The 23,402-nt window shown below is 48.2% G+C and carries 31 protein-coding genes and 1 pseudogene; 20 read left to right on the forward strand and 12 right to left on the reverse strand.

What is annotated here, in order from left to right:
• The 4 genes and pseudogenes from tuf to bfr all read left to right on the forward strand — a co-directional run.
• A pseudogene (gene tuf / locus AC791_RS19630) lies at positions 1–137 on the forward strand (elongation factor Tu); the annotation flags it as partial.
• Positions 138–393: 256 nt separating this feature from the next.
• Positions 394–2,964, forward strand: a complete 2,571-nt coding sequence (locus tag AC791_RS06280; RefSeq protein WP_049839647.1) for a carbohydrate-binding protein — start codon at positions 394–396, stop codon at positions 2,962–2,964.
• A gap of 305 nt (positions 2,965–3,269) precedes the next feature.
• On the forward strand, positions 3,270–3,464 hold the full coding sequence (gene bfd / locus AC791_RS06285; RefSeq protein ID WP_049839648.1) for a bacterioferritin-associated ferredoxin: 195 nt from the start codon (positions 3,270–3,272) through the stop codon (positions 3,462–3,464).
• 71 nt (positions 3,465–3,535) lie between these two features.
• Positions 3,536–4,012, forward strand: a complete 477-nt coding sequence (gene bfr / locus AC791_RS06290; RefSeq protein ID WP_049839649.1) for a bacterioferritin — start codon at positions 3,536–3,538, stop codon at positions 4,010–4,012.
• A 38-nt stretch (positions 4,013–4,050) separates the two neighbouring features.
• Here bfr and AC791_RS20910 read toward each other — a convergent pair whose 3' ends face one another.
• From AC791_RS20910 to gspC, 12 genes are read right to left on the reverse strand one after another with little or no spacing between them, the layout of a single operon-like run.
• A complete protein-coding gene (locus tag AC791_RS20910; protein ID WP_049839650.1) occupies positions 4,051–4,830 on the reverse strand; it encodes a prepilin peptidase in 780 nt (259 codons plus the stop codon).
• Complete coding sequence (gene gspM / locus AC791_RS06300; RefSeq protein WP_049839651.1) at positions 4,823–5,305, reverse strand: type II secretion system protein GspM; 483 nt, start codon at positions 5,303–5,305, stop codon at positions 4,823–4,825. Before gspM ends, AC791_RS20910 begins: the two co-directional genes overlap by 8 nt.
• Entirely contained in the window at positions 5,298–6,449 is a 1,152-nt protein-coding gene (gspL, locus tag AC791_RS06305) for a type II secretion system protein GspL (RefSeq protein ID WP_049839652.1), read from the reverse strand. The genes gspM and gspL overlap by 8 nt, the downstream gene beginning before the upstream one ends.
• A complete protein-coding gene (gene gspK, locus AC791_RS06310; RefSeq protein ID WP_049839653.1) occupies positions 6,439–7,419 on the reverse strand; it encodes a type II secretion system minor pseudopilin GspK in 981 nt (326 codons plus the stop codon). Before gspK ends, gspL begins: the two co-directional genes overlap by 11 nt.
• Complete coding sequence (locus tag AC791_RS06315) at positions 7,416–7,997, reverse strand: PulJ/GspJ family protein (protein ID WP_049839654.1); 582 nt, start codon at positions 7,995–7,997, stop codon at positions 7,416–7,418. Before AC791_RS06315 ends, gspK begins: the two co-directional genes overlap by 4 nt.
• On the reverse strand, positions 7,990–8,358 hold the full coding sequence (gspI, locus tag AC791_RS06320) for a type II secretion system minor pseudopilin GspI (protein ID WP_049839655.1): 369 nt from the start codon (positions 8,356–8,358) through the stop codon (positions 7,990–7,992). Before gspI ends, AC791_RS06315 begins: the two co-directional genes overlap by 8 nt.
• Positions 8,355–8,855 carry a type II secretion system minor pseudopilin GspH gene (gene gspH / locus AC791_RS06325; RefSeq protein WP_049839656.1) on the reverse strand — a complete coding sequence of 167 codons (501 nt, stop codon included), beginning with the start codon at positions 8,853–8,855 and terminating at the stop codon, positions 8,355–8,357. Before gspH ends, gspI begins: the two co-directional genes overlap by 4 nt.
• Positions 8,856–8,857: 2 nt before the next feature.
• Positions 8,858–9,301 (reverse strand): type II secretion system major pseudopilin GspG, encoded by a 444-nt coding sequence (gene gspG, locus AC791_RS06330; RefSeq protein ID WP_049839657.1) that lies wholly within the window; start codon positions 9,299–9,301, stop codon positions 8,858–8,860.
• A gap of 9 nt (positions 9,302–9,310) precedes the next feature.
• The gene (gspF, locus tag AC791_RS06335; protein ID WP_049839658.1) at positions 9,311–10,510 is read right to left on the reverse strand and encodes a type II secretion system inner membrane protein GspF; all 1,200 of its coding nucleotides are present in this window, start codon (positions 10,508–10,510) and stop codon (positions 9,311–9,313) included.
• Positions 10,507–11,982 (reverse strand): type II secretion system ATPase GspE, encoded by a 1,476-nt coding sequence (gspE, locus tag AC791_RS06340; protein ID WP_049839659.1) that lies wholly within the window; start codon positions 11,980–11,982, stop codon positions 10,507–10,509. Before gspE ends, gspF begins: the two co-directional genes overlap by 4 nt.
• A complete protein-coding gene (gene gspD / locus AC791_RS06345; RefSeq protein WP_228136887.1) occupies positions 11,979–13,949 on the reverse strand; it encodes a type II secretion system secretin GspD in 1,971 nt (656 codons plus the stop codon). Before gspD ends, gspE begins: the two co-directional genes overlap by 4 nt.
• A 27-nt stretch (positions 13,950–13,976) precedes the next feature.
• On the reverse strand, positions 13,977–14,777 hold the full coding sequence (gspC, locus tag AC791_RS06350) for a type II secretion system protein GspC (RefSeq protein ID WP_148677774.1): 801 nt from the start codon (positions 14,775–14,777) through the stop codon (positions 13,977–13,979).
• A gap of 150 nt (positions 14,778–14,927) precedes the next feature.
• On the opposite strand from gspC, the gene AC791_RS20180 reads away from it, so the two are divergent.
• The 16 genes from AC791_RS20180 to rplE all read left to right on the forward strand — a co-directional run bounded on the left by AC791_RS20180 (position 14,928) and on the right by rplE (position 23,393).
• Positions 14,928–16,403: a peptidoglycan-binding domain-containing protein gene (locus AC791_RS20180; RefSeq protein ID WP_049839662.1), complete on the forward strand. Its 1,476-nt coding sequence runs from the start codon at positions 14,928–14,930 to the stop codon at positions 16,401–16,403.
• A complete protein-coding gene (locus AC791_RS06360) occupies positions 16,400–16,777 on the forward strand; it encodes a hypothetical protein (protein ID WP_049839663.1) in 378 nt (125 codons plus the stop codon). Before AC791_RS20180 ends, AC791_RS06360 begins: the two co-directional genes overlap by 4 nt.
• Positions 16,778–17,019: 242 nt before the next feature.
• Entirely contained in the window at positions 17,020–17,331 is a 312-nt protein-coding gene (gene rpsJ, locus AC791_RS06365) for a 30S ribosomal protein S10 (RefSeq protein ID WP_001181005.1), read from the forward strand.
• A gap of 32 nt (positions 17,332–17,363) precedes the next feature.
• Positions 17,364–17,993 carry a 50S ribosomal protein L3 gene (gene rplC, locus AC791_RS06370; protein WP_049839664.1) on the forward strand — a complete coding sequence of 210 codons (630 nt, stop codon included), beginning with the start codon at positions 17,364–17,366 and terminating at the stop codon, positions 17,991–17,993.
• A gap of 10 nt (positions 17,994–18,003) precedes the next feature.
• Positions 18,004–18,609 (forward strand): 50S ribosomal protein L4, encoded by a 606-nt coding sequence (rplD, locus tag AC791_RS06375; RefSeq protein WP_049839665.1) that lies wholly within the window; start codon positions 18,004–18,006, stop codon positions 18,607–18,609.
• On the forward strand, positions 18,606–18,908 hold the full coding sequence (rplW, locus tag AC791_RS06380; RefSeq protein ID WP_000617546.1) for a 50S ribosomal protein L23: 303 nt from the start codon (positions 18,606–18,608) through the stop codon (positions 18,906–18,908). Before rplD ends, rplW begins: the two co-directional genes overlap by 4 nt.
• Before the next feature lie 17 nt (positions 18,909–18,925).
• Complete coding sequence (gene rplB / locus AC791_RS06385; RefSeq protein WP_049839666.1) at positions 18,926–19,747, forward strand: 50S ribosomal protein L2; 822 nt, start codon at positions 18,926–18,928, stop codon at positions 19,745–19,747.
• 16 nt (positions 19,748–19,763) lie between these two features.
• A complete protein-coding gene (gene rpsS / locus AC791_RS06390) occupies positions 19,764–20,042 on the forward strand; it encodes a 30S ribosomal protein S19 (RefSeq protein WP_001138115.1) in 279 nt (92 codons plus the stop codon).
• A 13-nt stretch (positions 20,043–20,055) separates the two neighbouring features.
• A complete protein-coding gene (rplV, locus tag AC791_RS06395) occupies positions 20,056–20,388 on the forward strand; it encodes a 50S ribosomal protein L22 (protein WP_002919773.1) in 333 nt (110 codons plus the stop codon).
• Between the two features lie 17 nt (positions 20,389–20,405).
• Positions 20,406–21,107, forward strand: a complete 702-nt coding sequence (gene rpsC, locus AC791_RS06400) for a 30S ribosomal protein S3 (RefSeq protein WP_000529945.1) — start codon at positions 20,406–20,408, stop codon at positions 21,105–21,107.
• A 12-nt stretch (positions 21,108–21,119) separates the two neighbouring features.
• The gene (gene rplP / locus AC791_RS06405; protein ID WP_049839667.1) at positions 21,120–21,530 is read left to right on the forward strand and encodes a 50S ribosomal protein L16; all 411 of its coding nucleotides are present in this window, start codon (positions 21,120–21,122) and stop codon (positions 21,528–21,530) included.
• The gene (gene rpmC / locus AC791_RS06410; protein ID WP_049839668.1) at positions 21,530–21,721 is read left to right on the forward strand and encodes a 50S ribosomal protein L29; all 192 of its coding nucleotides are present in this window, start codon (positions 21,530–21,532) and stop codon (positions 21,719–21,721) included. Before rplP ends, rpmC begins: the two co-directional genes overlap by 1 nt.
• Positions 21,721–21,975 carry a 30S ribosomal protein S17 gene (rpsQ, locus tag AC791_RS06415; protein ID WP_049839669.1) on the forward strand — a complete coding sequence of 85 codons (255 nt, stop codon included), beginning with the start codon at positions 21,721–21,723 and terminating at the stop codon, positions 21,973–21,975. The genes rpmC and rpsQ overlap by 1 nt, the downstream gene beginning before the upstream one ends.
• Before the next feature lie 167 nt (positions 21,976–22,142).
• The gene (gene rplN, locus AC791_RS06420; RefSeq protein ID WP_004160583.1) at positions 22,143–22,514 is read left to right on the forward strand and encodes a 50S ribosomal protein L14; all 372 of its coding nucleotides are present in this window, start codon (positions 22,143–22,145) and stop codon (positions 22,512–22,514) included.
• Positions 22,515–22,524: 10 nt separating this feature from the next.
• Entirely contained in the window at positions 22,525–22,839 is a 315-nt protein-coding gene (gene rplX, locus AC791_RS06425) for a 50S ribosomal protein L24 (protein WP_007724317.1), read from the forward strand.
• A 14-nt stretch (positions 22,840–22,853) separates the two neighbouring features.
• Positions 22,854–23,393 carry a 50S ribosomal protein L5 gene (gene rplE / locus AC791_RS06430; protein WP_049839670.1) on the forward strand — a complete coding sequence of 180 codons (540 nt, stop codon included), beginning with the start codon at positions 22,854–22,856 and terminating at the stop codon, positions 23,391–23,393.
• The last annotated feature ends 9 nt before the right edge of the window (positions 23,394–23,402 follow it).

Raw genomic sequence — 23,402 nt, forward strand, 5'->3', positions numbered from 1 at the left:
TGGTAATGCCGGGCGACAACATCAAAATGGTTGTTACCCTGATCCACCCGATCGCGATGGACGACGGTCTGCGTTTCGCAATCCGTGAAGGCGGCCGTACCGTTGGTGCGGGCGTTGTTGCTAAAGTACTGAGCTAATTAATAAGTTTAATTAACTTATTAAACTTAAAAACCCCGAATGTATTTCGGGGTTTTTTTTATTTTAAAAACAAAAAAATTATTTTAAATCACAACAATATAAAATGTTATTAACTGGTAGGATGATCGTGTTTATTTCTTAATTGCACGTAGTTTCATTTATAAAAATTGAAAAGAATTGTTATTTTTAATACTTTATCTCCTGTTACATGGTCATGTAATAAAAGAACGGATTTTTAACAACAGGAATGTTTAAATGAAACTAAACTTAGCAACAAAAGCTTTATTTTGTATGGGTCTGACCTGTGCTGCCCTGCCTGCATTTGCTCTCGAAGCATGGAATGGTCAGGAAGGCGGTAGCACTTACGAAGTTATTTTCGACGGTGGTGTTTATAACAATGCATGGTGGGTTGGCGCATCTAATTGTCCGGGAAATGTAGCAGACGATCAGGCAAATAACCCGTGGCGTTATGAGCGCGCAGCTACTGCCGATGAAATGAATAAATATGGTAATCCGACGAGCTGTGAAACCAGCGGCGGCACGGTAGCTTATCCGGCATATAATAACGACACGGCGTATAAAGCTGGCGATGTTGTAACTTATAATAATGCAACATATAAGACAACCGCTGCCCAGAGCGCATATGGTTTTGCTCCAGGGCAAAGTAATCCGTGGATGCTTTATGCTGAAATTCCACAATGGTCATCCTCTACTGTTTATAATAAAGGCGATCGCGTTCAGAAAAACGGCCAGGAATATGAAGCTTATTTCTATACTATTGGAGACGACCCATCACTGGCGGCGAACCAAAACCCAACGGGTTCTAACGGTCGCCCATGGAAAGTACTGGGTGCTGTTGTCTCTTATTCTCAGGACCAATTGAGTAAGGCACCGGCATATAACGGCTCAACAACATATGAAAGCGGTAGCTTGATTCGTTATAACGGAAAAAACTACGTGTCAGAAACTAAAGTACAGAAAGTTTCTCCGACTGATAAAAATCCGTGGCGTGTATTTATTGACTGGACCGGAACCAAAGAAAAAGTAGGTACACCAAAATCGCCGTGGCCTGCCCATGTTTATGCGCCATATGTCGACTTTACGCTGAACTCTCAGCCCGATATGGTTAGCCTGGCGCAGAATCACAACGTAAATCATTACACGATGGCTTTTATCGTGAGTAAAGACGCACAGACCTGTCTGCCGACGTGGGGCACTGCGTATAATATTAACGACTATGCACAGTACAGCAAAATCAAAGCACTGCGTGAAGCTGGCGGCGATGTCATGGTTTCCATTGGCGGCGCTAATAACTCACCGCTGGCGGCTTCCTGTAAGAATATCGACGATCTGCAACAGCATTATTACGATATTGTAGATAATCTGAATCTCAACGTTCTGGACTTCGATATTGAAGGGACATGGGTTGCGGATCACGAATCCATTAACCGTCGTAACGAAGCGGTCAAAGTTGTTCAGGACAAATGGAATCAAGAAGGACGTAAAGTAGGTATCTGGTATACCCTACCGATTCTGCCGACTGGTCTGACCCCAGAAGGTATTTACGTACTGCAAGATGCCAAAGCTAAAGGCGTAGAGTTGTCAGGTGTGAACGTAATGACCATGGACTACGGCAATAGCATTTGTCAGTCAGCCGGTACTGAAGGACAAAATATCCACGGCAAGTGTGCAACTTCTGCAATTGAAAACTTGCACAGTCAGATGAAGCAGATTTTTACCGATAAGAGTGATGCTGAAATCGATGCGATGATGGGGACTACCCCAATGATCGGCTATAACGATGTTCAGGGTGAAGCGTTCTATATGTCTGATGCAAAACTGGTGATGCAGGATGCGACAGACCGCAACATGGGCATGATTGGCATCTGGTCAATGATGCGCGATCAGCCGGGCGTGGCTAAGCAGGTTTCGCCTGAGCACAGTGGCTTAACCGCACAGCAGGCGTCGCAGTATGCATTTAGTGACGTTTTTGCACCGTTTACTAAAAGTGAAGGAACCGCAGACGATCAAGGAACCCCAGACGGTCAAGGAACCGCAGACGATCAAGGAACCCCAGACGGTCAAGGAACCCCAGACGATCAGGGAACCCCAGACGGTCAAGGAACCCCAGACGATCAGGGAACCGCAGACGATCAAGGAACTGCAGGCGATTTAGCCGGTGATGTTAAAGCCGTTTATATCGATGTTTTTGATGGCTCACAGCGAATCAACGTTAATTTTGATGCCAGCAAGCTGACCGGCTCTAATAATTACAGAGTTGAAGTCGATGGAAAGTATATTTTTTCTACAGAAGGAAATAAAAATTACTACAGCTATCGTTATAATTACGGCGCTCAATCAACGCTTAGAACGGGTGGTATGAACAACCTTTTACATGCAGGGTCTGTTGTTACGGTTAAACGTACCCAGCCTGATGCTAAGGTCCTGTCAACGCTGACTGTTACAAACGATATGCTCAATGGCATTAATCCGCTGGTCAGTAGTAGTGATGTTAAGTCTGTATCAGTGAAGAAAGAAAACGGCGTTCCGATGGTTTATGTTGATTTTGCTGCTGATAAAGTCGCCGCTGGATCCGACAGTGCCTATGTCATTAAAGTCATGGGCGATGAGAAAAATGGCAACTATGTATTTAGCTGTGATAACGGCAAATGCTATTACTCTTCTAAATCAACGAAAGATGGCATTACTACGGTTAAATCAGATGAACGTGCTATATCGGCTGGCGAAACTGTAGTGGTTGAGCGTGTTGCGCCTAATCCGGCTACCCTTGCTAAGGTATTAGTAACTAAAGATATGCTAAAATAAATGTAATATATTGGTTTAATTAATATTAGGGCCTGAGCCAGGAAATATATTCTGCTCAGGCCTTTTTACTTAAGTAGTGTAACTCTCTGGATCTTGAAAAAATAATAACGGGAGCTTAATGCTGGCGTTGGCATAGCCAAATCCGGTTGACCCAAAAATCTGTCTTTACTGTTATGGGAGGGTTTTAGTCAATGCTTTTTTAAAGAAGTAGAAATGCATTGTTCTGAGTCAGGTTTTGTTAGATCCCGATTGTATTGAGAATAGTAATCATTTATCATTGTTGCGTCCACGGTTCGGGAGTGCATATGTACATCTGTTTATGTAACGGCATCAGTGATAAAAAAATTCGCCAGGCAGTACGCCAGTTTCATCCGCAGTCTTTTCAGCAGTTGCGTAAATTTATTCCTGTTGGAAATCAATGTGGTAAATGTATTCGCGCTGCGCGGGAAGTTATGCAGGAAGAGTTAATGCAGATGCCAGAATATAAAGAGATCGCCTGAGTCACACTCTTTTCTTTGACATCCCGCGAGTCCGATCTACGCTCTAAGTGTGGAAGCGGAGGGACTATATAATGAAAGGTGATGTTAAGATAATTAATTATCTCAATAAGTTATTGGGAAATGAGCTTGTCGCAATTAATCAGTATTTTCTCCATGCAAGAATGTTCAAAAACTGGGGTCTGAAGCGTCTGAATGACGTGGAGTACCATGAGTCCATTGACGAGATGAAGCACGCTGATAAATATATTGAGCGTATTCTTTTTCTGGAAGGTATCCCCAATCTTCAGGATCTTGGCAGGCTGGGTATCGGTGAAGATGTTGAAGAGATGCTGCGTTCCGATCTCCGGTTAGAACTGGAGGGTGCCAAAGATCTGCGTGAGGCTATCGCTTACGCCGACAGCGTATTTGATTATGTCAGCCGTGACATGATGATTGAAATTCTGGCTGATGAAGAAGGGCACATCGACTGGCTGGAAACCGAGTTGGATCTCATTAATAAAATGGGTATTCAAAATTATTTGCAGGCGCAAATCCGCGAAGAGAAGTAGCTGGCGATATCAGGAAGGCGCTGTTCCTTCCTGATCTCTTACAGGCTGATCCAGCAGAAATAACCCCAACCGCTCAATGCCAGTGCAGGCCCAAAGGGTATCGGTGCTCCGCGCCGCCCCTCTTTAAACCACAGTAAGAGACCGTAGACAACGCCTGCAATTGAGGCGATATAAAGGATTATCGGCAAGCTTTGCCAGCCGCTCCAGGCCCCGACTGCCGCCAGCATTTTAAAATCTCCGTAACCCAGCCCTTCTTTATGCCATATCAGCCTGATTACCCAGTAGATCAACCACAGGATGATGTATCCTGCTGCAGCACCAGCGATAGCGTCTTCACAGCGAATCATACCCGTAAAGGTATTAAATAATAGCCCCAGCCACAGCAAAGGAAGCGTCAGTTTGTCGGGTAAAAGATAGTGTTTTATGTCAATCGTACTTAGCGTCAGAGCAAACCAGAAATACAGGAAGAGAGCCAGCGCCAGCAGAATTGTCTGAGGATGTAACGCATAGCACAAAACGGCCATCGCTATGCATATTACTTCGAGTAGCAGATAATGCCAGCAGACAGGGTACCCACAATGGCGGCATTTGCCCTGCAGATACAACCAGCTGAATAGCGGTATATTGTCATACCATGCCAGCGGCGTTTCACATTTGCAGCAGCGCGATCCTGGCAGCCAAAGGTGAAGACATGGTGAGGTTTGATCAGCCGGTATCGACTGTAAAATCGTTAATGGCAGACGCCAGGCGATGGTTCCGATCATGTTTCCAGCCACCAGTCCGATAAACAGAAACAGTATTATTCCACCGCTATCCATGCTTTTTTGCCTCAATGATCAACCGGGTCAGGGTAATGCTGTCAGTATCCTGCTTACTGGCATGAAACTCGAGTGCCACAATGCGCAGGCCGGAGCCTTGCTGTAGTAGCGTAAGCCAGCGGACAAAGTCGTCAATTTTAATCGCGGATGAGGTAATGCTGAGTTTGTCGCCGTCTTGTTGGTTTACCGTTGCGGTAAAGCCCGCTTTTTTTAGGGTGTTTTTGACCAGCGCTTCTGGTGACTGCGCTGGCGTGTGCAGCGCAATTCCTCCCGCCGCCAGGGCTTGTTGATCAAGCCACTGAAGGTCCAGCTGCAATTTATTGCAGCGGGATTGTACGGAATCAATAGCCTGCTCTGCTGGCCGGTATAACCCAAACCAGAAAAAAGTCGCCAGACAGCTCATAAATAACGCGACAACGGCTCGCTGTTCACGAGGATTTTTTTGCTCAAACCACATCCGGATACGTTCAATCATTTCGTAGCGTCCACAATCCCTGTTCATGTTTATCGACCTTTAATGAAAGGCCGTAGATCTTTTCTTTTATGAAAGCCTGAATCTGACTTTCATCGCTGGCGTAGAGGAAAAGCTGCAGCGATTTACCCACCGGGTTATAGTTCACACCTTCCAGCGCCAGCCCTGGAAAAGAGGCCAGACGAGATTTAAGGCGTGGCAGAAGCAAGGCCGGAGCCGGAGCAAGCTGCGATAGCTGCTTTGGCAGGTAAGTTTTCAAATTACTGCGGTGTCGGTTTTCAGGAATATAGCGTTGCCACTGGTGGGTCAGTTCCTGGCTAAGTTGTTGTTGCATATTATAAGAATGCCAATAGATTACGCCCTGAGTACATAGTGCGATCCCCGCAGTGAGAGCAATACTGAGGCCCGCTGCCCGCTTCAGATTGACGATTGACGCTGAGGGCGGCAGGCGTGTACGCATTTTGCCATGCAGCAGATTGGGAGGCACGCTACCGGGATACAGCGCCATAATAGGGCACTCCTCTTTCATGTTTCCCGAGGTACAGGGTTCAGGTAGCGCTCCATAATGGGTAAGCTGCCCGGGATGGAAGTGGATCAGCAGATGCGAAAGGAATGCCTGCGTCATTGAGGAAATGCCGCTATCCTGAGTGTTAAGTAGCCATCCAGTCGTGTCCTTAAAGATCGTCCAGCCGTTTAACGTAGTCGGTAAACAAAAGGCGTCGAATGTAACAAACCTAACGGTTAACCCTGCATCTGCAAGGGAACGCAGCTGGGACTCAAGCCAGTCGGCATCTATACCAACGACCGAGATACGCGTCTCCTGACGAGAAAAGATAGTCCAGTGTAAGGCGGGCATTCCTTCATCCAGGGTGGCGTCAGCAAGCCATTGAAGCTTTTGTTCCGTAAGTTCATATTGCTCGTCAGGGATCACCAGGACCCTGCTTATTGCCTTGTGGGCGGGTACGAGCACGTGAGTGCATTTTGCTGCCGGAAGTGCGGCAAGTTGCGCTAAATGCTCAATCGGCAGATGCTGAATGTCTCCGCAATCACTTTCACTGCATTGCGCCCATTCCATCTGCGTTCGCCGTTCGGCTGGAAGGCGAATCAACAGTTTTGACGAGATATCCGTAACTTTTTTAGTCTTCACTACTGCCATCCGTAAGCTGTCGTAAATAAATTTTGGTGGTTTTATTTTTTTCGTCATATAAAAGAAAAGTGCGCATACCTAAGGTCAGTTCACCCTGGTGAACCGTAGACGTAATCAGAAAATAGCTACTGCGAGTGGTTAGCTGTTTTTTTAGCGAATCCACCAGTGGTTTAGTAGCAGTAAAGTCGCGCTGAGCCTGGTAAAGAAAAGCATCTACCGTTTTCCAGCCGTTATCAGGACGTTTTCTTATTAGTGCTGCCGCATCTAACTCACTAATATTATTAAGGAAGAGTGCTGCCAGCAAAGAAGCCTGCTGTTCAGTAAGCGTATTAATATTGATAGCGAGTTCATTGCTAAACGTAGCGCAGATAAAAGGCGATAGCTTTTGATAGATATCTTCAGTCATTCCTTTGACGTCGCGTATTTCTGCAGGCAAAAAGATATTTTGCCCAGCCGTGAGATATTTTTTGGGTCGGTGCTGATAATAATCATCTTCTGCGCCTTTTATGCGCGGGGAGGTATCGTTATCAATATAATCTGCTATCGACTGGCCAATTTCCTCCACACGGTATTTTTCAACCCCGCGTTTTTCCAGTAAGGCTTCAAAGACGCCAATTTTATAGGGAACATCCTCCAGAATGCCGATCGGCATATCTTTTAAGGAATTTAAATTAAAACAATTTTGCCGATCTTCTGTTTTCCAGCTTACCTTAGTGTTTTCATCAACTTCTTCCGATTCAGTAAGCGTCTCTTGTGATGTTGACGGCGAAACTTCTGCTGCGCTCTGGAGGCTGGCGGCAGCTTGCGCTTCAGCATAGAGCAAGGCATATTTAGCCTGCAGGCTGTCATTGATACGACGGCTACGCTGAAGCTGAGTTTGAAAGCTGATGGTCATATCTGTCGCCAGAGCGGCCATCAGGGCGAGGATCATCAGAACCACCAATAAAGCCGATCCTTTTTGTACGCTCATTTTGCTGCTCCTGACTCCTGAGCGATCGCCTGTTCTTGCATGGATCCGCCGGGCAAAATGAAACGTCGGGTAAGCTGCTCCTTGTTTTCATGCTCAAGACTAATGGTAGCAATTGCGTAAGCGCTGTTATTTTCAGACGGTACCATCGTTGCTGTGAAATGAGCCACATTATGCAGAAAAACCTGCGGTCTGTTCTCCTCCTTGCCGTCAGGAACGCGTCTTGTTGCGCGAAATAAGCGCCCGTCTTTGACATACCAGTGAACCGTTGCCATCACAAACGCGGCTCTGAAGGGAAGGGCAGGATCTCGTACCTGGGTTGTAAAGATCACACCGTCTTTTTCACCTGAAAATGACTGAGCGGTTTGACGGTTTTTCCGCGGGACATACTGCATTAAATCATTTTCCAGCATTAGCATTGTATGCTGAACGGCATCAAAATCATCGGCAGTCTGCTTTGCACGCTGATGCTGTTCTGTCGCCTGTGAAAAAATGAGCGTAGCCAAAAAAATAAGCGTGGAGAAGATAGCGATAGACAGCATGACTTCCAGCAGCGTAAAGCCCCGTGACAGCTTACTCATGTTTGGCCTCTGTCGTTTGACTGTCCGGCGTCCAGGCGTAGAGGCTCAGATTTCGCCCACTCAATGAGGTAACGCTGACCTTTTTTTGTATTATGGCGCGCTGATTTCGAGGCTCTGAAGAGAGCTGCCAGACGAAGGTCTCATTAAGCTGAGAGGACTGTCCTTTGCCCGTAGCGGTTGCATCAGTAAGCGTACTGGCTAGCGTATTGTCAGCAACCCATAATGCCAGGGTTTCAGCTTTGAGGGTGTCAAGGGCCGTCAGTTGCCACTGCATACTGCCGGTCAGCCCTGCGACGGCTGTTGCAAAGATCGCCATTGCCAGAAGAACCTCAAGAAGGAGCATGCCGCTTTGTTGCTTCATTGAGGCTCCTCCGGAAGACGGATATCCAGTGGCAATGAGCCGTTACAGCGTAAAGATAACATCGCTCCGCCATTTTGATGGCTGAATCCCAATGCAAATGGCGTGACATAACCATCCGGTAGAATAATAATTTGTGGTTTCGCACGCTCAGGTGGTGGGGCTACGTCGGGTTTTAGGGATGCTCCCCACTGTCCTGTCAGGGGCAGGTTATCGCTATTGGCCATTTCTTCCCATTGCCATCCATGAGCAGGATCCCGGATCGGCTGATAAAATAGCCAACCGTCAGTCGTCAACTGTAAGCCGACGACATGCTTTTCCAGCAGAGCCAAATCTGCGGCAAACTCGACCGTTTGACTGAATATTTCAACCTGCTGGCGCAGCTTTCCTGACGGCCCCAGTCGCTCGCTTTGCATGGTCACAATGCCTGCCGCTGAAACGGCAATAATGACGATCACCAGCAGCACTTCCAGCAGTGTGAATCCTTTCTGATGAGTCATAGTTAGCGTGGTTTTTTGTTGTTATCCCAATTATTGATATCATCTGCTGTGCCCGGCTCGCCATCGGGGCCTGCGGAACTGATATCAATCACCATATGCTCTCCCGGACTTATCAGGATATAGCCGTTACCCCACGGATCGTCTGGCAGACGTCGAATATAGCCGTCAGGATTGTAGTTTTCGGCACGAGGTGACAGTTCTGGCGCTGTGATGAGCGCTTCAAGACCTTGTTCGGTAGTGGGATAACGGTGATTGTCCAGCTTGTACATGTCCAGAGCATTTTCGAGCGCCAGGATATCACTCACTGCTTTTTGCTTATCTGCACGATCTTTATTACCCATGAGATTAGGTACGACCAGACTGGCGAGCACCCCGAGGATGACTATCACCACCATCAATTCCATCAGCGTAAAACCACGTTCTGTTACTTGTGTGCGCAGATTCATAAACCGTCCTTAGTTCATTAAAGAGTTGAGTTGTAAAATAGGTTGCATAACCGATACGACGATGAACAACACGATCATGGCCATTACGACAATTAATGCCGGTTCAAAAATGGCCAGCGTCAAAGTAATACGATTTTGTAGTTGAACTTCCTGATTTTCCGTTGCCCTTTGCATAAGCTCTCCAAGCTGACCGCTTTTCTCACCTGAAGCGATCATGTAGATCATCATGGTGGGAAAAATGTTTGTTCTTTCCAGCGACTGGTTAACACTATTTCCCTGGCGAACGCTTTCAGCCGCTTCACTTAGCCGCTGGCGTATTTCCTGATTACTCACCCCTTCAGCGGAAAGCGACATTCCCTGCAAGAGAGGAACGCCGCTGCCGTTGAGAATGCTCAGGGCGCGTAAATAGCGGGCGCTATTAACCGCGCATACCAGTGGGGCAGTTAATCGGAACTGAATGAGCCAGCGGTGAAAACGATGCCGGTTTCCTTTTTGCCTAATCCAGAAAGAAAACCCGGCCCCGGCGCAAATAAGAGCAAGCAGGACCCACGGCCCATAGACGGACAAAAAATGGCTAATGGCGAGCAGGGTCCGGGTGGTAAGCGGAAGTTCGTGTTTGAGATGGATAAACTGCGCTGCAACTTTGGGAACCACCGTCGTAAGCAAAATAACAACCACCAAAATAGCGACTGTCGTGAGCAGAGAAGGGTAAATCAAAGCCTGGGTAAGTTTACTGCGCATTCGCTGCCGTGCTTCATTGTAATCCGCCAGCTTTTCCAGAACCGCACCGAGCTGGCCAACGGTTTCACCTGCTTTTACTAGCGTGCAAAAGACCGTATCAAACAGGCGAGGGTGGCTCTGCATTGCTGTAGAAAGTGATTGTCCTTCGAGGATCGCCAGACGAAGGGCATTGATGACTTCGGCCAGACTCTTGTTTTCTTTTTGCTGCTGAACGACAGCGAGCGCTTCATCCAGCGGCAACGCCGCGGCGATAAGTGTTGCGAGCTGACGTGTAAAAAGCGTCAGTTCACTGTGGCTTATCCGTTTAGGGAAGGGATTTAGTGCTGGCCTGGCCCGCTGAGATTTTATAGTTTCGGGTAGCAGCGCCTGACGTCGTAACTGCGCGACCACCTCTCGTTCACTCGTTGCATCGCTAACGCCGGTATGACGATTTCCTTTTGCATCGATGGCCGACCAGCTAAATTTCATGCAGATTTCTCCGTGGCTGCTTGCCCTTCCGATGTGACTCGTAGTACTTCCTCCAGCGACGTCATCCCTTCTGCCGCCGCCCGAAGGCCATTAGCCAGCAGGCTGCGGTGATGACGACGCTGGATTTGCTCCAGTTGCTGCTCATTAACTTCTGTATGAATAGCCTCGCGCAGTTCCGGCGTGACCCTGAGAAGTTCATGGATCGCCAGGCGCCCCTGATACCCGCTCTGTCTGCATATTGGGCAGCCTTCTGCTTGCCAGAGCTGGGACGCGTTTATCCCCTGAGCAAGCAATAGTTGCTGTTGTTGATGGGTAACGGGATAGGGCACCTTGCACCGATCGCATAACCGTCTTATCAGGCGCTGAGCGATGACGCCCACTAGCGATGATGAGAGCAGGAACGATTCAATACTCATATCCCGCAGCCGCGTTATTGCGCCACTGGCACTGTTTGTATGCAAGGTTGAAAGAACCAGATGTCCGGTTAACGAGGCCTGAACGGCAATTTGAGCTGTTTCAGCATCACGTATCTCACCTACCATCACCACGTCAGGATCCTGACGTAAAATGGCGCGCAGCCCGCGGGCAAAGGACATATCTACCCGGCTGTTGACCTGTGTCTGTCCGATGCCTTCCAGCTCATACTCAATAGGATCTTCAACTGTCAGGACGTTGCGTTCAGGACTGTTTAGTGCAGAAAGAATGGCGTAAAGAGTGGTACTTTTACCCGAGCCCGTGGGACCGGTAACCAGAATAATGCCGTGGGGAAGGGCAATCAGATCTTTCAGCGCCTGCGTATCTTCCACTGACATATCCAGTCTTTCCAGCGACAGGCGCAGACTGGTTTTGTCGAGTAAACGTAACACGACACGTTCACCATGCTGTGAAGGAAGCGTAGAAACGCGGACATCGACATTTCGCTGACCTATTTTTAGCGTAATGCGACCATCCTGCGGCAGCCTTTTTTCGGCAATATCCAGCCTTGCCATCACTTTTATTCGTGAGATAAGCAATGTTGCTAGCTTCTTATTTGGCTGCACGACCGGACGGAGCACACCGTCCACCCGAAAGCGAATGCCCATCGTTTTTTCAAAAACTTCGATATGAATGTCTGAGGCATGTTCTTTGATAGCCTCGCTGAGAACGGCATTAATCAGTCTGATGACAGGGGCTTCAGACTGTTCATTGAGAAGGTCTTCATTCGTTTGGATCTCTTCGGAAAGTATATTGAGATCGTCGAATTTATCGATGTCCTCAGCAATCAGCTGGGCGCTACCGCTGTGTTGTTGATATATCTGCTCCAGTTTTTCCTCAAATTGTTGAGAAGGAAGACGGCTAAATCGATGGCAATCATTCGCTGCAGCGGCAACTTCCAGCATGTGCTCAATCGACGTGTTTTCAGTGTAAATAAGCTCTCCCTGATGTATGACAACTCCATAACGTTGGGCTTTTTTCCATGTAAATGAGGTCATTTTTTCCCTCCACTGGTGAAGGGGTTTTTAGCCACCGGATGAGCTGATGTAGTATTTTTTTCCTTAAACCCGCTGTCATTGAGCTGCTCAATGCTCTCAACATTAAGAAGCGTACTATTTTGCTTCTGGGCTCTCTCTTCCTGCATCGCTTTAAAGCCGGTATATTTATCTCGCGACAACGAGCGGTAAACGTCATCGTCACGAATAATCGTGGGACGGATGAAAACCATCAGGTTACGTTTACTTTTTTCGTTCGAGGTGTAACGGAATAACTGTCCAATCAGAGGGATATCGCCCAGAATTGGCACTTTCGACACTTCTTGCTTGCTGGCATCATCCATCAATCCGCCCAGCACAACTGTTTCGCCACTTTTCACCAGCACCGCATTTTGAATCGTTCTGGTATTGAAGGTTGGGCCGAGTGAAGAGGAGGTTGCCGTAGAGTCGACGCTGGAAACTTCCTGCTCAATTTCCATTAATACTGAATCACCTTCATTGATTTGAGGTGTGACTTTAAGCTTGGTACCCACGGTTTTTCGCTCAACGGTGTTGTAAATATTATCACCTGAGGTCGTTTGTGAACCGCTGAGGACAGGGACATCCTGGCCAGCATTAAAAGAGGCTTCTTTATTGTCGAGCGTGACGATGCTGGGAGTTGAAAGAATATCGTTTTTACTGTTACTGCTCAGCGCTGTCAGTAACATTCCCCAGTCGCCGTTGAAGAAACCAGCCGCCATGCCGTTAAAATTGCTAAACAGGTTATAAGCAGGATTATCGCTGGTCATACCACCCTGTTTTTTGAACTCATCGATTCCCTGAGCAGCGTTAAAGATGGGGAGATTAGTCTTGGTAAACTGCTGCATACCCACATTTTTATTTATCCACTGGACCCCAAGGTTGATCCCTTTACCGTCCTGAACTTCAACAATGATGGCCTCAACCAGCACTTGTGCGCGGCGGATATCCAGCTTTGCAATCACATCTCCCAGTTGTTGAAGAATGCCCTGATCTGCGGTCACCACCAGAGAGTTAGTCTGCTCATCCGCCGTAATCGAAATGTCGTTATTGTTACCGCTGACAGACGATTTCGAATTATTGTTTTTATCATCTTTCATTTTTTGCGTGACGCCGGTGAGTACATCAACCAGTTTGTCCGCTTTTGCATACTTCAAATACCAGACACGCGTATTACCCTGGCCTTGTTCCTGCGTATCAAGGCGGGAGATAAGGCGTGCCATCCGTGCCCGCGCTTGTTCAGAACCGCTGACGATAAGTGCATTACTGCGTTTATCAGCAATGACTGTGGCTTGTAACGTGGCAGGCTTTGCTTCTTTACCATTTTCGCGTGAGAGATTGTTAAGAACCTCGGCCAGATCGGTTGCTGAAGCATACTTCAGTGTGAAAATCTGTTCTGCGGCATCCCCCATAACATCTACGCGCTTGACGACCTCCAGCAGACGATTAACCGTCGACGCTTTACCTGTAATAATCAGCGCATTTGAAGGTTCATAATGGGCAACGTTACCCACGCTTTCACCATCAAGCATCTGTCGAAGCAACGGGGATAATACCCGGGCGGGCACATTTTCCAGCGAGACGATATGCGTGACTAACTCTTCGCCTTTAGCGGGCTGTGTTCCAGTTGAGACTTTTCCAGGCAGCGTTTTAATCTTTTCTGAACGAACAACTTTCAATAATCCATTATCAAGTGTAACTATTGAGAAACCATAGAGATCGAGGACGCTCAGGAAAAACTGATAGTATTCATCTTCGTTGAAGGTATCTGTACTTCTGACAGAAATTGACGCTTTGACGTCAGGATCTATCAAAATAGTTTTACCGGTGTTTTGCGCGACAATACTCACAAAACTCTGAATATCTGCATTGTTAAAGTTAGCGGTATAGTTAGCCGCAAGTACGGGCCTACAGGGCGCGGCCAATAAAAATAAAAATGACAAACCTTTCAACTGCCGATGTAGCGTGGTGCATCCCATTTAATCTTCCTTTTTTCCCTGGAATTGCTGAACTGAGATGTTAATTAATCGCGGTGATGAATTGCGTAATACGGTGAACTGAGCTATCTGAAGATGTCTAAGCGCCTCTTGCGCTTTAATGATGTTATCCTGCTGGGTCAGCGAGATATTATTTAACCTAATTGCCATATCTCCAGGTTCAAGAGAAGAGCCAGTAAAACGTTCAGCCTGCTGGCGTGGGAAAATACGTAATCCATGTAAAACATTATTACCTCTTACCGGTTTGGTTTCAATAAAGTCGGATAATACTGCCGTATGATGCGCATCTTCGGGTGCTGCTGCTCCGGAGGGCAGTTCGGCCAGCAGCGAAAGGCGGTGCGTCTGCGCGCCCGACTTCAGAGTGACCTCATTTTTAGTAATATCAGTAATGCGCGTATTGGCAGCAGATTTTAGAACATCATTAATGGCATAGACATTCTGATCTTCACCCTCCAACAAAATGGCACGCGACGTTAATTTATCTGAACTATTAATAATTCCGCTAACAGTAATAGTGGGCAGTATATCAACTTTTTCTGCCGACGATACAGGCATGCCAGGCTGAGTGAGTGGCGTGGTTGATAGATGCCATTTATTTTTTGTATCCAGATTATCTATCCTATGAATATAATTGTCTTTTTTCTGTAGTGATGCACCCACCTTCCACTTGTTATATCCTGAATGAATGCAAACAAATGATATTATAATGCTGGTCAATATAATAATCGGATATATCATCCAGCAAGGTGATGCGCCTTTTAATATGCGTAAATTGGTTATCATAATTTTATAATTGCATGCGGCTGAACAATGAATCTATTTCTTGTTGCTGTTGGCAATAGTATAATTGGTTGCTGTCAAGCGACAAGAGTTTTGATAAAATGTTTTCCTGCTTCAGGAATGAAATAACATCTTGGGAAAATACGACTATTCATGGATGAGTTCAATAATTTTTATACTGCCCGCCATTACCTGTTGCGGGATAATATTGTTTCCGCATTACTACAAGAGCAGTGGCTGGTTTTACAGGGCGATAAAGGTACGGGAAAAAGTAGAGTTGCCCGCGGCGTCCTGGATGCCTGGTCACACCGGGTCGTGATGATAAGCCCGGTGCAAAGAAGAGGCTATCAATGGGAGGGGATCATTACCGCCGATACTCAACATTCCGACAACTTTATCGGACAGTCCTGGTCTTTTGAGGCGCTCTGGCGCAGCATGTTGCGCGCAATGGGTGATACGCAAGGCGCTATGCCTTTATTTATCCTTGAGGATGCCGACACATTAATAAAAGAAATTGTTTCTATCGTTAAGACGTTTCTCGCAATAATGCCGAAAGCACGGTTGTTGCTAACCGGCAACTTCAATCGACGTCAACAGCGTCAGCTACGCCAGATGCATCCGCTGTGGCTCAATATACCCGCGCCTGATCATCATGACTGTCGTACAGTCATCGCTTTCTATGCAGCCCTTAAGCAAGATGCTGCGGACTCACTTCCGGATCGATTTATTCATCGCATTATGAAACGGTGTCGGGGGGATTTACAGCTGGTAGCGCGAGCAGGGCATTATTTACAATGTAGTAGTAATAGCCCGGAAGAAGGCGGGCAGGAAGTTGCTATCAACCTGGCCAGGCAACGCGATGTATTACGTCGTTTGCCTGCTCCGGGGCGAAAGGTTGTCACCAGTATTGCGCTAATAATGGTGGCTGCATTATTTGCGGGAGGCGGCTGGACGTTCAATCAGCCACTCTCACGTTGGTTAATGTCGGCGAATCTGTTATCCACCGCATTACAGGCTCCTGTGCACGCATCTCCCGAATTAACTTCCGAAACTATGTCTGCCAATGATTCTCTCGCCCTGCTTTATAGCGTCTGGGGATATGAAGTTGACAAAGAAGATGCGTGGTGCGACCAGGCTTTCAGGGCTGGAATGGTTTGTTTGTCCGGCTCAGATACGCTGGTATCGCTTCAGGCACAGGGGCTTCCGTGGATTGCTACGCTAAACATTAATAATGCCCGTGTGCCGGTGGTAATCATTGGCGCAGGCGATAAGACGCTAACCGCACTGTCCGGTGTAAAAACGTGGATCATCGATAAAGCGTGGTTTACCAGCGTATGGGACGGTAATTACAGGTTGATGTGGAAACCTTCGCCTGAAGGCAACCTGGCCATTACTAAGCACAGTGAACCGGATGATATTCTTTGGCTTGATACCATGCTCAGCCGTGTGTTGAATGTCGAATCAGAAGGTACGGGAGAGTGGAGCCCTTTACTAACTGAAAAAATCCGCCAGTTTCAAAAACAAAATAACATTCAGGTCGACGGCATTGCAGGACGGTTGTCGCTTATCCGTCTATGGCAGGCGCTGGACGAAAGTCCCGGACTTTTACAGGACAGAGGAAAGCCATGAATATGGAAAGGAAAGAGGTTTTGGCCGCATATGAGCGCTTTGACCAGCCGAATATGCCATTCACCTTATGGCGTAGTTCAGGGATGGCAATTGGTTGGCTGGTGTATGCCGTTGCCTTTTTAATAATTGGATTTTATGTACATAGCCTATACATCCGACACGCAGCGGTAGAGTCGAAACATGTCGCAGAAAGCTACCATCTGTCTGATGAGCACTTCATCTATAAGAAGAGGCCGCTGCCAGAAATTGATATAGAGGATGCAGCCGATGACGGCACCAGCACCAGGCCGTCAGATGAGGCGCAAGAACCTGGCGCAAACGCCGACTTAAAGGCGAGGGTAAAGCAGGCAATGGCTGAAATCGACCAGCAGTAGCACTTTGCCTGAAATACTGGTTATTATCGAGTCGGTTCACTTGCATTAAGTCTGTAAATACGTATAATGCGCGGGCCTGTCATTATTGACAGCTGGTTCGATATGAACCCAGGCAACGCATTTTGTTGTCTACAATGCTCCCAATTAGGGGGCTACGTAAGAACGATTACACTCCCCCATCAATCGTAATGGGTGTGAGGAGTAATTTTTTTCGTCTATAAATAACTGGAGCTTCTGGTCTCATGCAGAACCAAAGAATCCGTATCCGTCTTAAAGCGTTTGATCATCGTCTGATCGATCAATCAACCGCGGAAATCGTCGAGACTGCCAAGCGCACTGGTGCGCAGGTCCGTGGTCCGATCCCGCTGCCGACCCGCAAAGAGCGTTTTACCGTTCTGATCTCTCCGCACGTTAACAAAGACGCGCGCGATCAGTACGAAATCCGCACTCACAAGCGTCTGGTTGACATCGTTGAGCCAACTGAAAAAACCGTTGATGCTCTGATGCGTCTGGATCTGGCTGCCGGTGTTGACGTGCAGATCAGCCTGGGTTAATCAGGTCATCGAGCGATTGAGAGGTTGAAACAATGATTGGTTTAGTCGGTAAAAAAGTGGGTATGACCCGCATCTTCACTGAAGATGGCGTTTCTATCCCAGTAACCGTAATCGAAGTTGAAGCAAACCGCGTTACTCAGGTTAAAGACCTGGCTAACGATGGCTACCGCGCAATTCAGGTTACCACCGGTGCTAAAAAAGCTAACCGTGTAACCAAACCTGAAGCGGGTCACTTCGCTAAAGCTGGCGTTGAAGCTGGCCGTGGTCTGTGGGAATTCCGTCTTGCTGAAGGCGAAGAGTTCACTGTAGGTCAGGACATTAGCGTTGAGCTGTTTGCTGAAGTCAAAAAAGTTGACGTAACCGGTACCTCTAAAGGTAAAGGTTTCGCAGGTACCGTTAAGCGCTGGAACTTCCGTACCCAGGACGCTACTCACGGTAACTCCTTGTCCCACCGCGTTCCGGGTTCTATCGGTCAGAACCAGACTCCGGGCAAAGTGTTCAAAGGCAAGAAAATGGCAGGGCAGATGGGTAACGAGCGTGTCACCGTTCAGAGCCTTGACGTAGTACGCGTTGACGCTGAGCGCAACCTGCTGCTGGTTAAAGGTGCTGTCCCGGGTGCAACCGGCTGCGACCTGATCGTTAAACCAGCTGTGAAGGCGTGAGGAGATAGCAATGGAATTAGTATTGAAAGACGCGCAGAGCGCGCTGACTGTTTCCGAAACTACCTTCGGTCGTGATTTCAACGAAGCGCTGGTACACCAGGTTGTTGTTGCTTATGCAGCTGGAGCTCGTCAGGGCACTCGTGCTCAGAAAACTCGTGCTGAAGTAACTGGTTCCGGCAAAAAGCCATGGCGCCAGAAAGGCACCGGCCGTGCGCGTTCAGGTTCTGTTAAGAGCCCGATCTGGCGTTCAGGTGGCGTGACCTTCGCTGCGCGTCCGCAGGACCACAGTCAAAAAGTTAACAAAAAGATGTACCGCGGCGCGCTGAAAAGCATTCTGTCCGAACTGGTACGTCAGGATCGTCTGATCGTTGTCGAGACGTTCTCTGTTGAAGCACCGAAAACCAAGCTGCTGGCACAGAAACTGAAAGACATGGCTCTGGAAGATGTGTTGATCATCACCGGTGAGCTGGACGAGAACCTGTTCCTGGCTGCGCGCAACCTGCACAAGGTTGACGTACGCGATGCAACTGGTATCGACCCGGTTAGCCTGATCGCCTTCGACAAAGTCGTAATGACTGCTGATGCTGTTAAGCAAGTTGAGGAGATGCTGGCATGATTCGTGAAGAACGTTTACTGAAGGTGCTTCGTGCACCGCACGTTTCTGAAAAAGCGTCTACTGCGATGGAAAAAACTAACACCATCGTTCTCAAAGTTGCTAAAGACGCGACCAAAGCAGAGATCAAAGCTGCTGTGCAGAAACTGTTTGAAGTCGAAGTCGAAGTCGTTAACACCCTGGTTGTTAAAGGGAAAGTTAAACGTCACGGACAGCGTATCGGTCGTCGTAGCGACTGGAAAAAAGCTTACGTCACCCTGAAAGAAGGCCAGAATCTGGACTTCGTTGGCGGCGCTGAGTAAGTCGGAGGAGTAATACAATGGCAGTTGTTAAGTGTAAACCGACATCTCCGGGTCGTCGCCACGTCGTTAAAGTGGTCAACCCAGAGCTGCACAAGGGCAAACCTTTTGCTCCGCTGGTTGAAAAAAACAGCAAATCCGGTGGTCGTAACAACAATGGCCGTATCACCACCCGCCATATCGGTGGTGGCCATAAGCAGGCTTATCGTCTGGTTGACTTTAAACGCAACAAAGATGGTATCCCGGCTGTTGTTGAACGTCTTGAGTACGATCCGAACCGTTCCGCGAACATCGCGCTGGTTCTGTACAAAGATGGCGAACGCCGTTACATCCTGGCCCCTAAAGGCCTGAAAGCTGGCGACCAGATCCAATCTGGCGTTGATGCTGCAATCAAAGCAGGTAACACCCTGCCGATGCGCAATATCCCGGTTGGTTCTACCGTTCATAACGTAGAAATGAAACCAGGTAAAGGCGGTCAGCTGGCGCGTTCCGCTGGTACTTACGTTCAGATCGTTGCTCGTGATGGTGCTTATGTCACCTTGCGTCTGCGCTCTGGTGAAATGCGTAAAGTAGAAGCAGAATGCCGTGCAACCATGGGCGAAGTTGGCAATGCTGAGCATATGCTGCGCGTTCTGGGTAAAGCAGGTGCTGCACGCTGGCGTGGTGTTCGTCCTACCGTTCGCGGTACTGCGATGAACCCGGTCGATCACCCACATGGTGGTGGTGAAGGTCGTAACTTTGGTAAGCACCCGGTTTCACCGTGGGGCGTACAGACCAAAGGTAAGAAGACCCGCAGCAACAAGCGTACTGATAAATTCATCGTACGTCGCCGTAGCAAATAATTTTAGAGGATAAGCCATGCCACGTTCTCTCAAGAAAGGTCCTTTTATTGACCTGCACTTGCTGAAGAAGGTAGAGAAAGCGGTGGAAAGCGGAGACAAGAAGCCCCTGCGCACTTGGTCCCGTCGTTCAACGATCTTTCCTAACATGATCGGTTTGACCATCGCTGTCCATAATGGTCGTCAGCACGTTCCGGTATTTGTTTCCGACGAAATGGTCGGTCACAAACTGGGTGAATTTGCACCGACCCGTACTTATCGCGGTCACGCGGCTGATAAAAAAGCCAAGAAGAAATAAGTAGGAGGAAGAGATGGAAACTTTAGCTCAACATCGCCACGCTCGTTCTTCTGCTCAGAAGGTTCGCCTTGTTGCTGACCTTATCCGCGGTAAGAAAGTGTCGCAGGCTCTGGACATTTTGACCTACACCAATAAGAAAGCGGCTGTACTGGTCAAGAAAGTCCTGGAATCTGCCATTGCTAACGCTGAACACAACGATGGCGCTGACATTGACGATCTGAAAGTTGCGAAAATTTTCGTAGACGAAGGCCCGAGCATGAAGCGCATTATGCCGCGTGCTAAAGGTCGTGCAGATCGCATCCTGAAGCGCACCAGCCACATTACTGTGGTTGTGTCCGATCGCTGAGACTCTGGAGACTAGCAATGGGTCAGAAAGTACATCCTAATGGTATTCGCCTGGGTATTGTAAAACCATGGAATTCAACCTGGTTTGCGAACACCAAAGAATTCGCTGACAACCTGGACAGCGATTTTAAAGTACGTCAGTACCTGACAAAGGAACTGGCTAAAGCGTCTGTATCTCGTATCGTTATCGAGCGTCCGGCTAAAAGCATTCGTGTGACTATTCACACTGCTCGCCCGGGTATCGTTATCGGTAAGAAAGGCGAAGACGTAGAAAAACTGCGCAAAGTCGTAGCTGATATTGCTGGCGTTCCTGCCCAGATCAATATCGCCGAAGTGCGTAAGCCTGAACTGGACGCAAAATTGGTTGCTGACAGCATCACTTCACAGCTGGAACGTCGTGTTATGTTCCGTCGTGCTATGAAGCGTGCGGTACAGAACGCAATGCGTCTGGGCGCTAAAGGTATCAAAGTTGAAGTTAGCGGCCGTCTGGGCGGCGCGGAAATCGCACGTACCGAATGGTACCGCGAAGGTCGCGTACCTCTGCACACTCTGCGTGCTGACATTGACTACAACACCTCTGAAGCGCACACCACTTACGGTGTAATCGGCGTTAAAGTGTGGATCTTCAAAGGCGAGATCCTGGGTGGTATGGCTGCTGTTGAACAACCGGAAAAACCGGCTGCGCAACCTAAAAAGCAGCAGCGTAAAGGCCGTAAATAAGGAGCGTCGCTGATGTTACAACCAAAGCGTACAAAATTCCGTAAGATGCACAAAGGCCGCAACCGTGGTCTGGCTGCGGGCGCGGATGTTAGCTTCGGCACTTACGGTCTCAAAGCTGTTGGCCGTGGTCGTCTGACTGCCCGTCAGATCGAAGCAGCACGTCGTGCTATGACCCGTGCAGTTAAGCGTCAAGGTAAGATCTGGATCCGTGTATTCCCGGACAAACCGATCACTGAAAAGCCGCTGGCAGTGCGTATGGGTAAAGGTAAAGGTAACGTAGAGTATTGGGTTGCCTTGATTCAGCCGGGTAAAGTCCTGTATGAAATGGACGGCGTACCGGAAGAGCTGGCCCGTGAAGCATTCAAGCTGGCAGCAGCGAAACTGCCGATTAAAACCACCTTTGTAACTAAGACGGTGATGTAATGAAAGCAAAAGAGCTGCGTGAGAAAAGCGTTGAAGAGCTGAACGCCGAACTGCTGAACTTACTGCGCGAGCAGTTTAACCTGCGTATGCAGGCAGCAAGTGGCCAGCTGCAACAGTCTCACCTGTTGAAGCAAGTGCGTCGTGATGTCGCACGCGTTAAGACTTTACTGACTGAGAAGGCGGGTGCGTAATGTCCGATAAAATCCGTACTCTGCAAGGTCGCGTTGTTAGCGACAAAATGGAGAAATCCATTGTTGTTGCTATCGAACGTTTTGTGAAACACCCGATCTACGGTAAATTCATCAAACGTACGACCAAACTGCACGTACACGACGAGAACAACGAATGTGGTATCGGCGACAAGGTTGAAATCCGTGAATGCCGTCCGCTGTCCAAGACTAAGTCCTGGACGTTGGTTCGAGTTGTAGAGAAAGCGGTTCTGTAATACAGTACCGTGCTTGATACAAATAAACGGCTCAAAACTGGGCCGTTTATTTTTTCTACCCATATTCGAAAAGTGGTGTTATAATGCCGCGCCCTCGATATATGGGGCTTTTTAATGGCTCTGAATTTGGAGTCTCAGGTAGTAGTTGACATTAGCGGAGCACTGAAATGATCCAAGAACAGACTATGCTGAACGTCGCCGACAACTCCGGTGCACGTCGCGTAATGTGTATCAAGGTTCTGGGTGGCTCGCACCGTCGCTACGCAGGCGTCGGCGACATCATCAAGATCACCATCAAGGAAGCAATTCCGCGTGGTAAGGTCAAAAAAGGCGATGTGCTGAAGGCGGTAGTGGTGCGCACCAGAAAGGGTGTTCGTCGCCCTGACGGTTCTGTCATTCGCTTCGATGGTAATGCATGCGTTATTTTAAACAATAACAGTGAGCAGCCAATCGGCACGCGTATCTTTGGGCCGGTAACTCGTGAACTTCGTACTGAAAAGTTCATGAAAATTATCTCTCTGGCACCAGAAGTACTCTAAGGAGCGAATCATGGCAGCTAAAATCCGTCGTGATGACGAAGTTATCGTGTTAACCGGTAAAGATAAAGGTAAGCGCGGTAAAGTTAAGAATGTCCTGTCTTCCGGCAAGGTCATCGTTGAAGGTATCAACCTGGTTAAGAAACACCAGAAGCCGGTTCCGGCTCTGAACCAACCAGGCGGCATCGTTGAAAAAGAAGCTGCTATTCAGGTTTCTAACGTTGCTCTCTTCAATGCGGCAACCGGCAAGGCTGACCGTGTAGGCTTTAGATTCGAAGACGGCAAAAAAGTCCGTTTCTTCAAGTCTAATAGCGAAACTATCAAGTAATTTGGAGTAGTACGATGGCGAAACTGCATGATTACTACAAAGACGAAGTAGTCAAAAAACTCCTTGAAGAGTTCGGCTACAATTCTGTCATGCAAGTCCCTCGGGTCGAGAAGATCACCCTGAACATGGGTGTTGGTGAAGCGATCGCTGATAAGAAACTGCTGGATAACGCAGCAGCTGACTTAACAGCAATCTCCGGTCAAAAGCCGTTGATCACCAAAGCACGCAAATCAGTTGCAGGCTTCAAAATCCGTCAGGGCTATCCGATCGGCTGTAAAGTAACTCTGCGTGGCGAACGCATGTGGGAGTTCTTTGAGCGCCTGATCACTATTGCTGTACCGCGTATCCGTGACTTCCGTGGCCTGTCCGCTAAGTCATTCGACGGTCGTGGCAATTACAGCATGGGTGTCCGTGAGCAGATCATCTTCCCAGAAATCGACTATGACAAAGTCGATCGCGTACGTGGCATGGATATTACCATTACCACTACCGCGAAATCTGACGAAGAAGGCCGTGCTCTGCTGGCTGCCTTTGACTTCCCGTTCCGCAAGTAAACCAGGGTT

Source organism: Klebsiella sp. RIT-PI-d (assembly GCF_001187865.1).
Classification (GTDB): Bacteria; Pseudomonadota; Gammaproteobacteria; order Enterobacterales; family Enterobacteriaceae; genus Superficieibacter.

What these genes read in the sequence shown, in the direction of transcription:
- AC791_RS06280 (WP_049839647.1), top strand. Translation starts at nt 394, where the DNA reads ATGAAACTAAACTTAGCAACAAAAGCTTTATTTTGTATGGGTCTGACC.
- bfd (WP_049839648.1), top strand. Translation starts at nt 3,270, where the DNA reads ATGTACATCTGTTTATGTAACGGCATCAGTGATAAAAAAATTCGCCAG.
- bfr (WP_049839649.1), top strand. Translation starts at nt 3,536, where the DNA reads ATGAAAGGTGATGTTAAGATAATTAATTATCTCAATAAGTTATTGGGA.
- AC791_RS20910 (WP_049839650.1), bottom strand. Translation starts at nt 4,830, where the DNA reads ATGGATAGCGGTGGAATAATACTGTTTCTGTTTATCGGACTGGTGGCT.
- gspM (WP_049839651.1), bottom strand. Translation starts at nt 5,305, where the DNA reads ATGATTGAACGTATCCGGATGTGGTTTGAGCAAAAAAATCCTCGTGAA.
- gspK (WP_049839653.1), bottom strand. Translation starts at nt 7,419, where the DNA reads ATGAGCGTACAAAAAGGATCGGCTTTATTGGTGGTTCTGATGATCCTC.
- AC791_RS06315 (WP_049839654.1), bottom strand. Translation starts at nt 7,997, where the DNA reads ATGAGTAAGCTGTCACGGGGCTTTACGCTGCTGGAAGTCATGCTGTCT.
- gspI (WP_049839655.1), bottom strand. Translation starts at nt 8,358, where the DNA reads ATGAAGCAACAAAGCGGCATGCTCCTTCTTGAGGTTCTTCTGGCAATG.
- gspH (WP_049839656.1), bottom strand. Translation starts at nt 8,855, where the DNA reads ATGACTCATCAGAAAGGATTCACACTGCTGGAAGTGCTGCTGGTGATC.
- gspG (WP_049839657.1), bottom strand. Translation starts at nt 9,301, where the DNA reads ATGAATCTGCGCACACAAGTAACAGAACGTGGTTTTACGCTGATGGAA.
- gspF (WP_049839658.1), bottom strand. Translation starts at nt 10,510, where the DNA reads ATGAAATTTAGCTGGTCGGCCATCGATGCAAAAGGAAATCGTCATACC.
- gspE (WP_049839659.1), bottom strand. Translation starts at nt 11,982, where the DNA reads ATGACCTCATTTACATGGAAAAAAGCCCAACGTTATGGAGTTGTCATA.
- gspC (WP_148677774.1), bottom strand. Translation starts at nt 14,777, where the DNA reads ATGATAACCAATTTACGCATATTAAAAGGCGCATCACCTTGCTGGATG.
- AC791_RS20180 (WP_049839662.1), top strand. Translation starts at nt 14,928, where the DNA reads ATGGATGAGTTCAATAATTTTTATACTGCCCGCCATTACCTGTTGCGG.
- AC791_RS06360 (WP_049839663.1), top strand. Translation starts at nt 16,400, where the DNA reads ATGAATATGGAAAGGAAAGAGGTTTTGGCCGCATATGAGCGCTTTGAC.
- rpsJ (WP_001181005.1), top strand. Translation starts at nt 17,020, where the DNA reads ATGCAGAACCAAAGAATCCGTATCCGTCTTAAAGCGTTTGATCATCGT.
- rplC (WP_049839664.1), top strand. Translation starts at nt 17,364, where the DNA reads ATGATTGGTTTAGTCGGTAAAAAAGTGGGTATGACCCGCATCTTCACT.
- rplD (WP_049839665.1), top strand. Translation starts at nt 18,004, where the DNA reads ATGGAATTAGTATTGAAAGACGCGCAGAGCGCGCTGACTGTTTCCGAA.
- rplW (WP_000617546.1), top strand. Translation starts at nt 18,606, where the DNA reads ATGATTCGTGAAGAACGTTTACTGAAGGTGCTTCGTGCACCGCACGTT.
- rplB (WP_049839666.1), top strand. Translation starts at nt 18,926, where the DNA reads ATGGCAGTTGTTAAGTGTAAACCGACATCTCCGGGTCGTCGCCACGTC.
- rpsS (WP_001138115.1), top strand. Translation starts at nt 19,764, where the DNA reads ATGCCACGTTCTCTCAAGAAAGGTCCTTTTATTGACCTGCACTTGCTG.
- rplV (WP_002919773.1), top strand. Translation starts at nt 20,056, where the DNA reads ATGGAAACTTTAGCTCAACATCGCCACGCTCGTTCTTCTGCTCAGAAG.
- rpsC (WP_000529945.1), top strand. Translation starts at nt 20,406, where the DNA reads ATGGGTCAGAAAGTACATCCTAATGGTATTCGCCTGGGTATTGTAAAA.
- rplP (WP_049839667.1), top strand. Translation starts at nt 21,120, where the DNA reads ATGTTACAACCAAAGCGTACAAAATTCCGTAAGATGCACAAAGGCCGC.
- rpmC (WP_049839668.1), top strand. Translation starts at nt 21,530, where the DNA reads ATGAAAGCAAAAGAGCTGCGTGAGAAAAGCGTTGAAGAGCTGAACGCC.
- rpsQ (WP_049839669.1), top strand. Translation starts at nt 21,721, where the DNA reads ATGTCCGATAAAATCCGTACTCTGCAAGGTCGCGTTGTTAGCGACAAA.
- rplN (WP_004160583.1), top strand. Translation starts at nt 22,143, where the DNA reads ATGATCCAAGAACAGACTATGCTGAACGTCGCCGACAACTCCGGTGCA.
- rplX (WP_007724317.1), top strand. Translation starts at nt 22,525, where the DNA reads ATGGCAGCTAAAATCCGTCGTGATGACGAAGTTATCGTGTTAACCGGT.
- rplE (WP_049839670.1), top strand. Translation starts at nt 22,854, where the DNA reads ATGGCGAAACTGCATGATTACTACAAAGACGAAGTAGTCAAAAAACTC.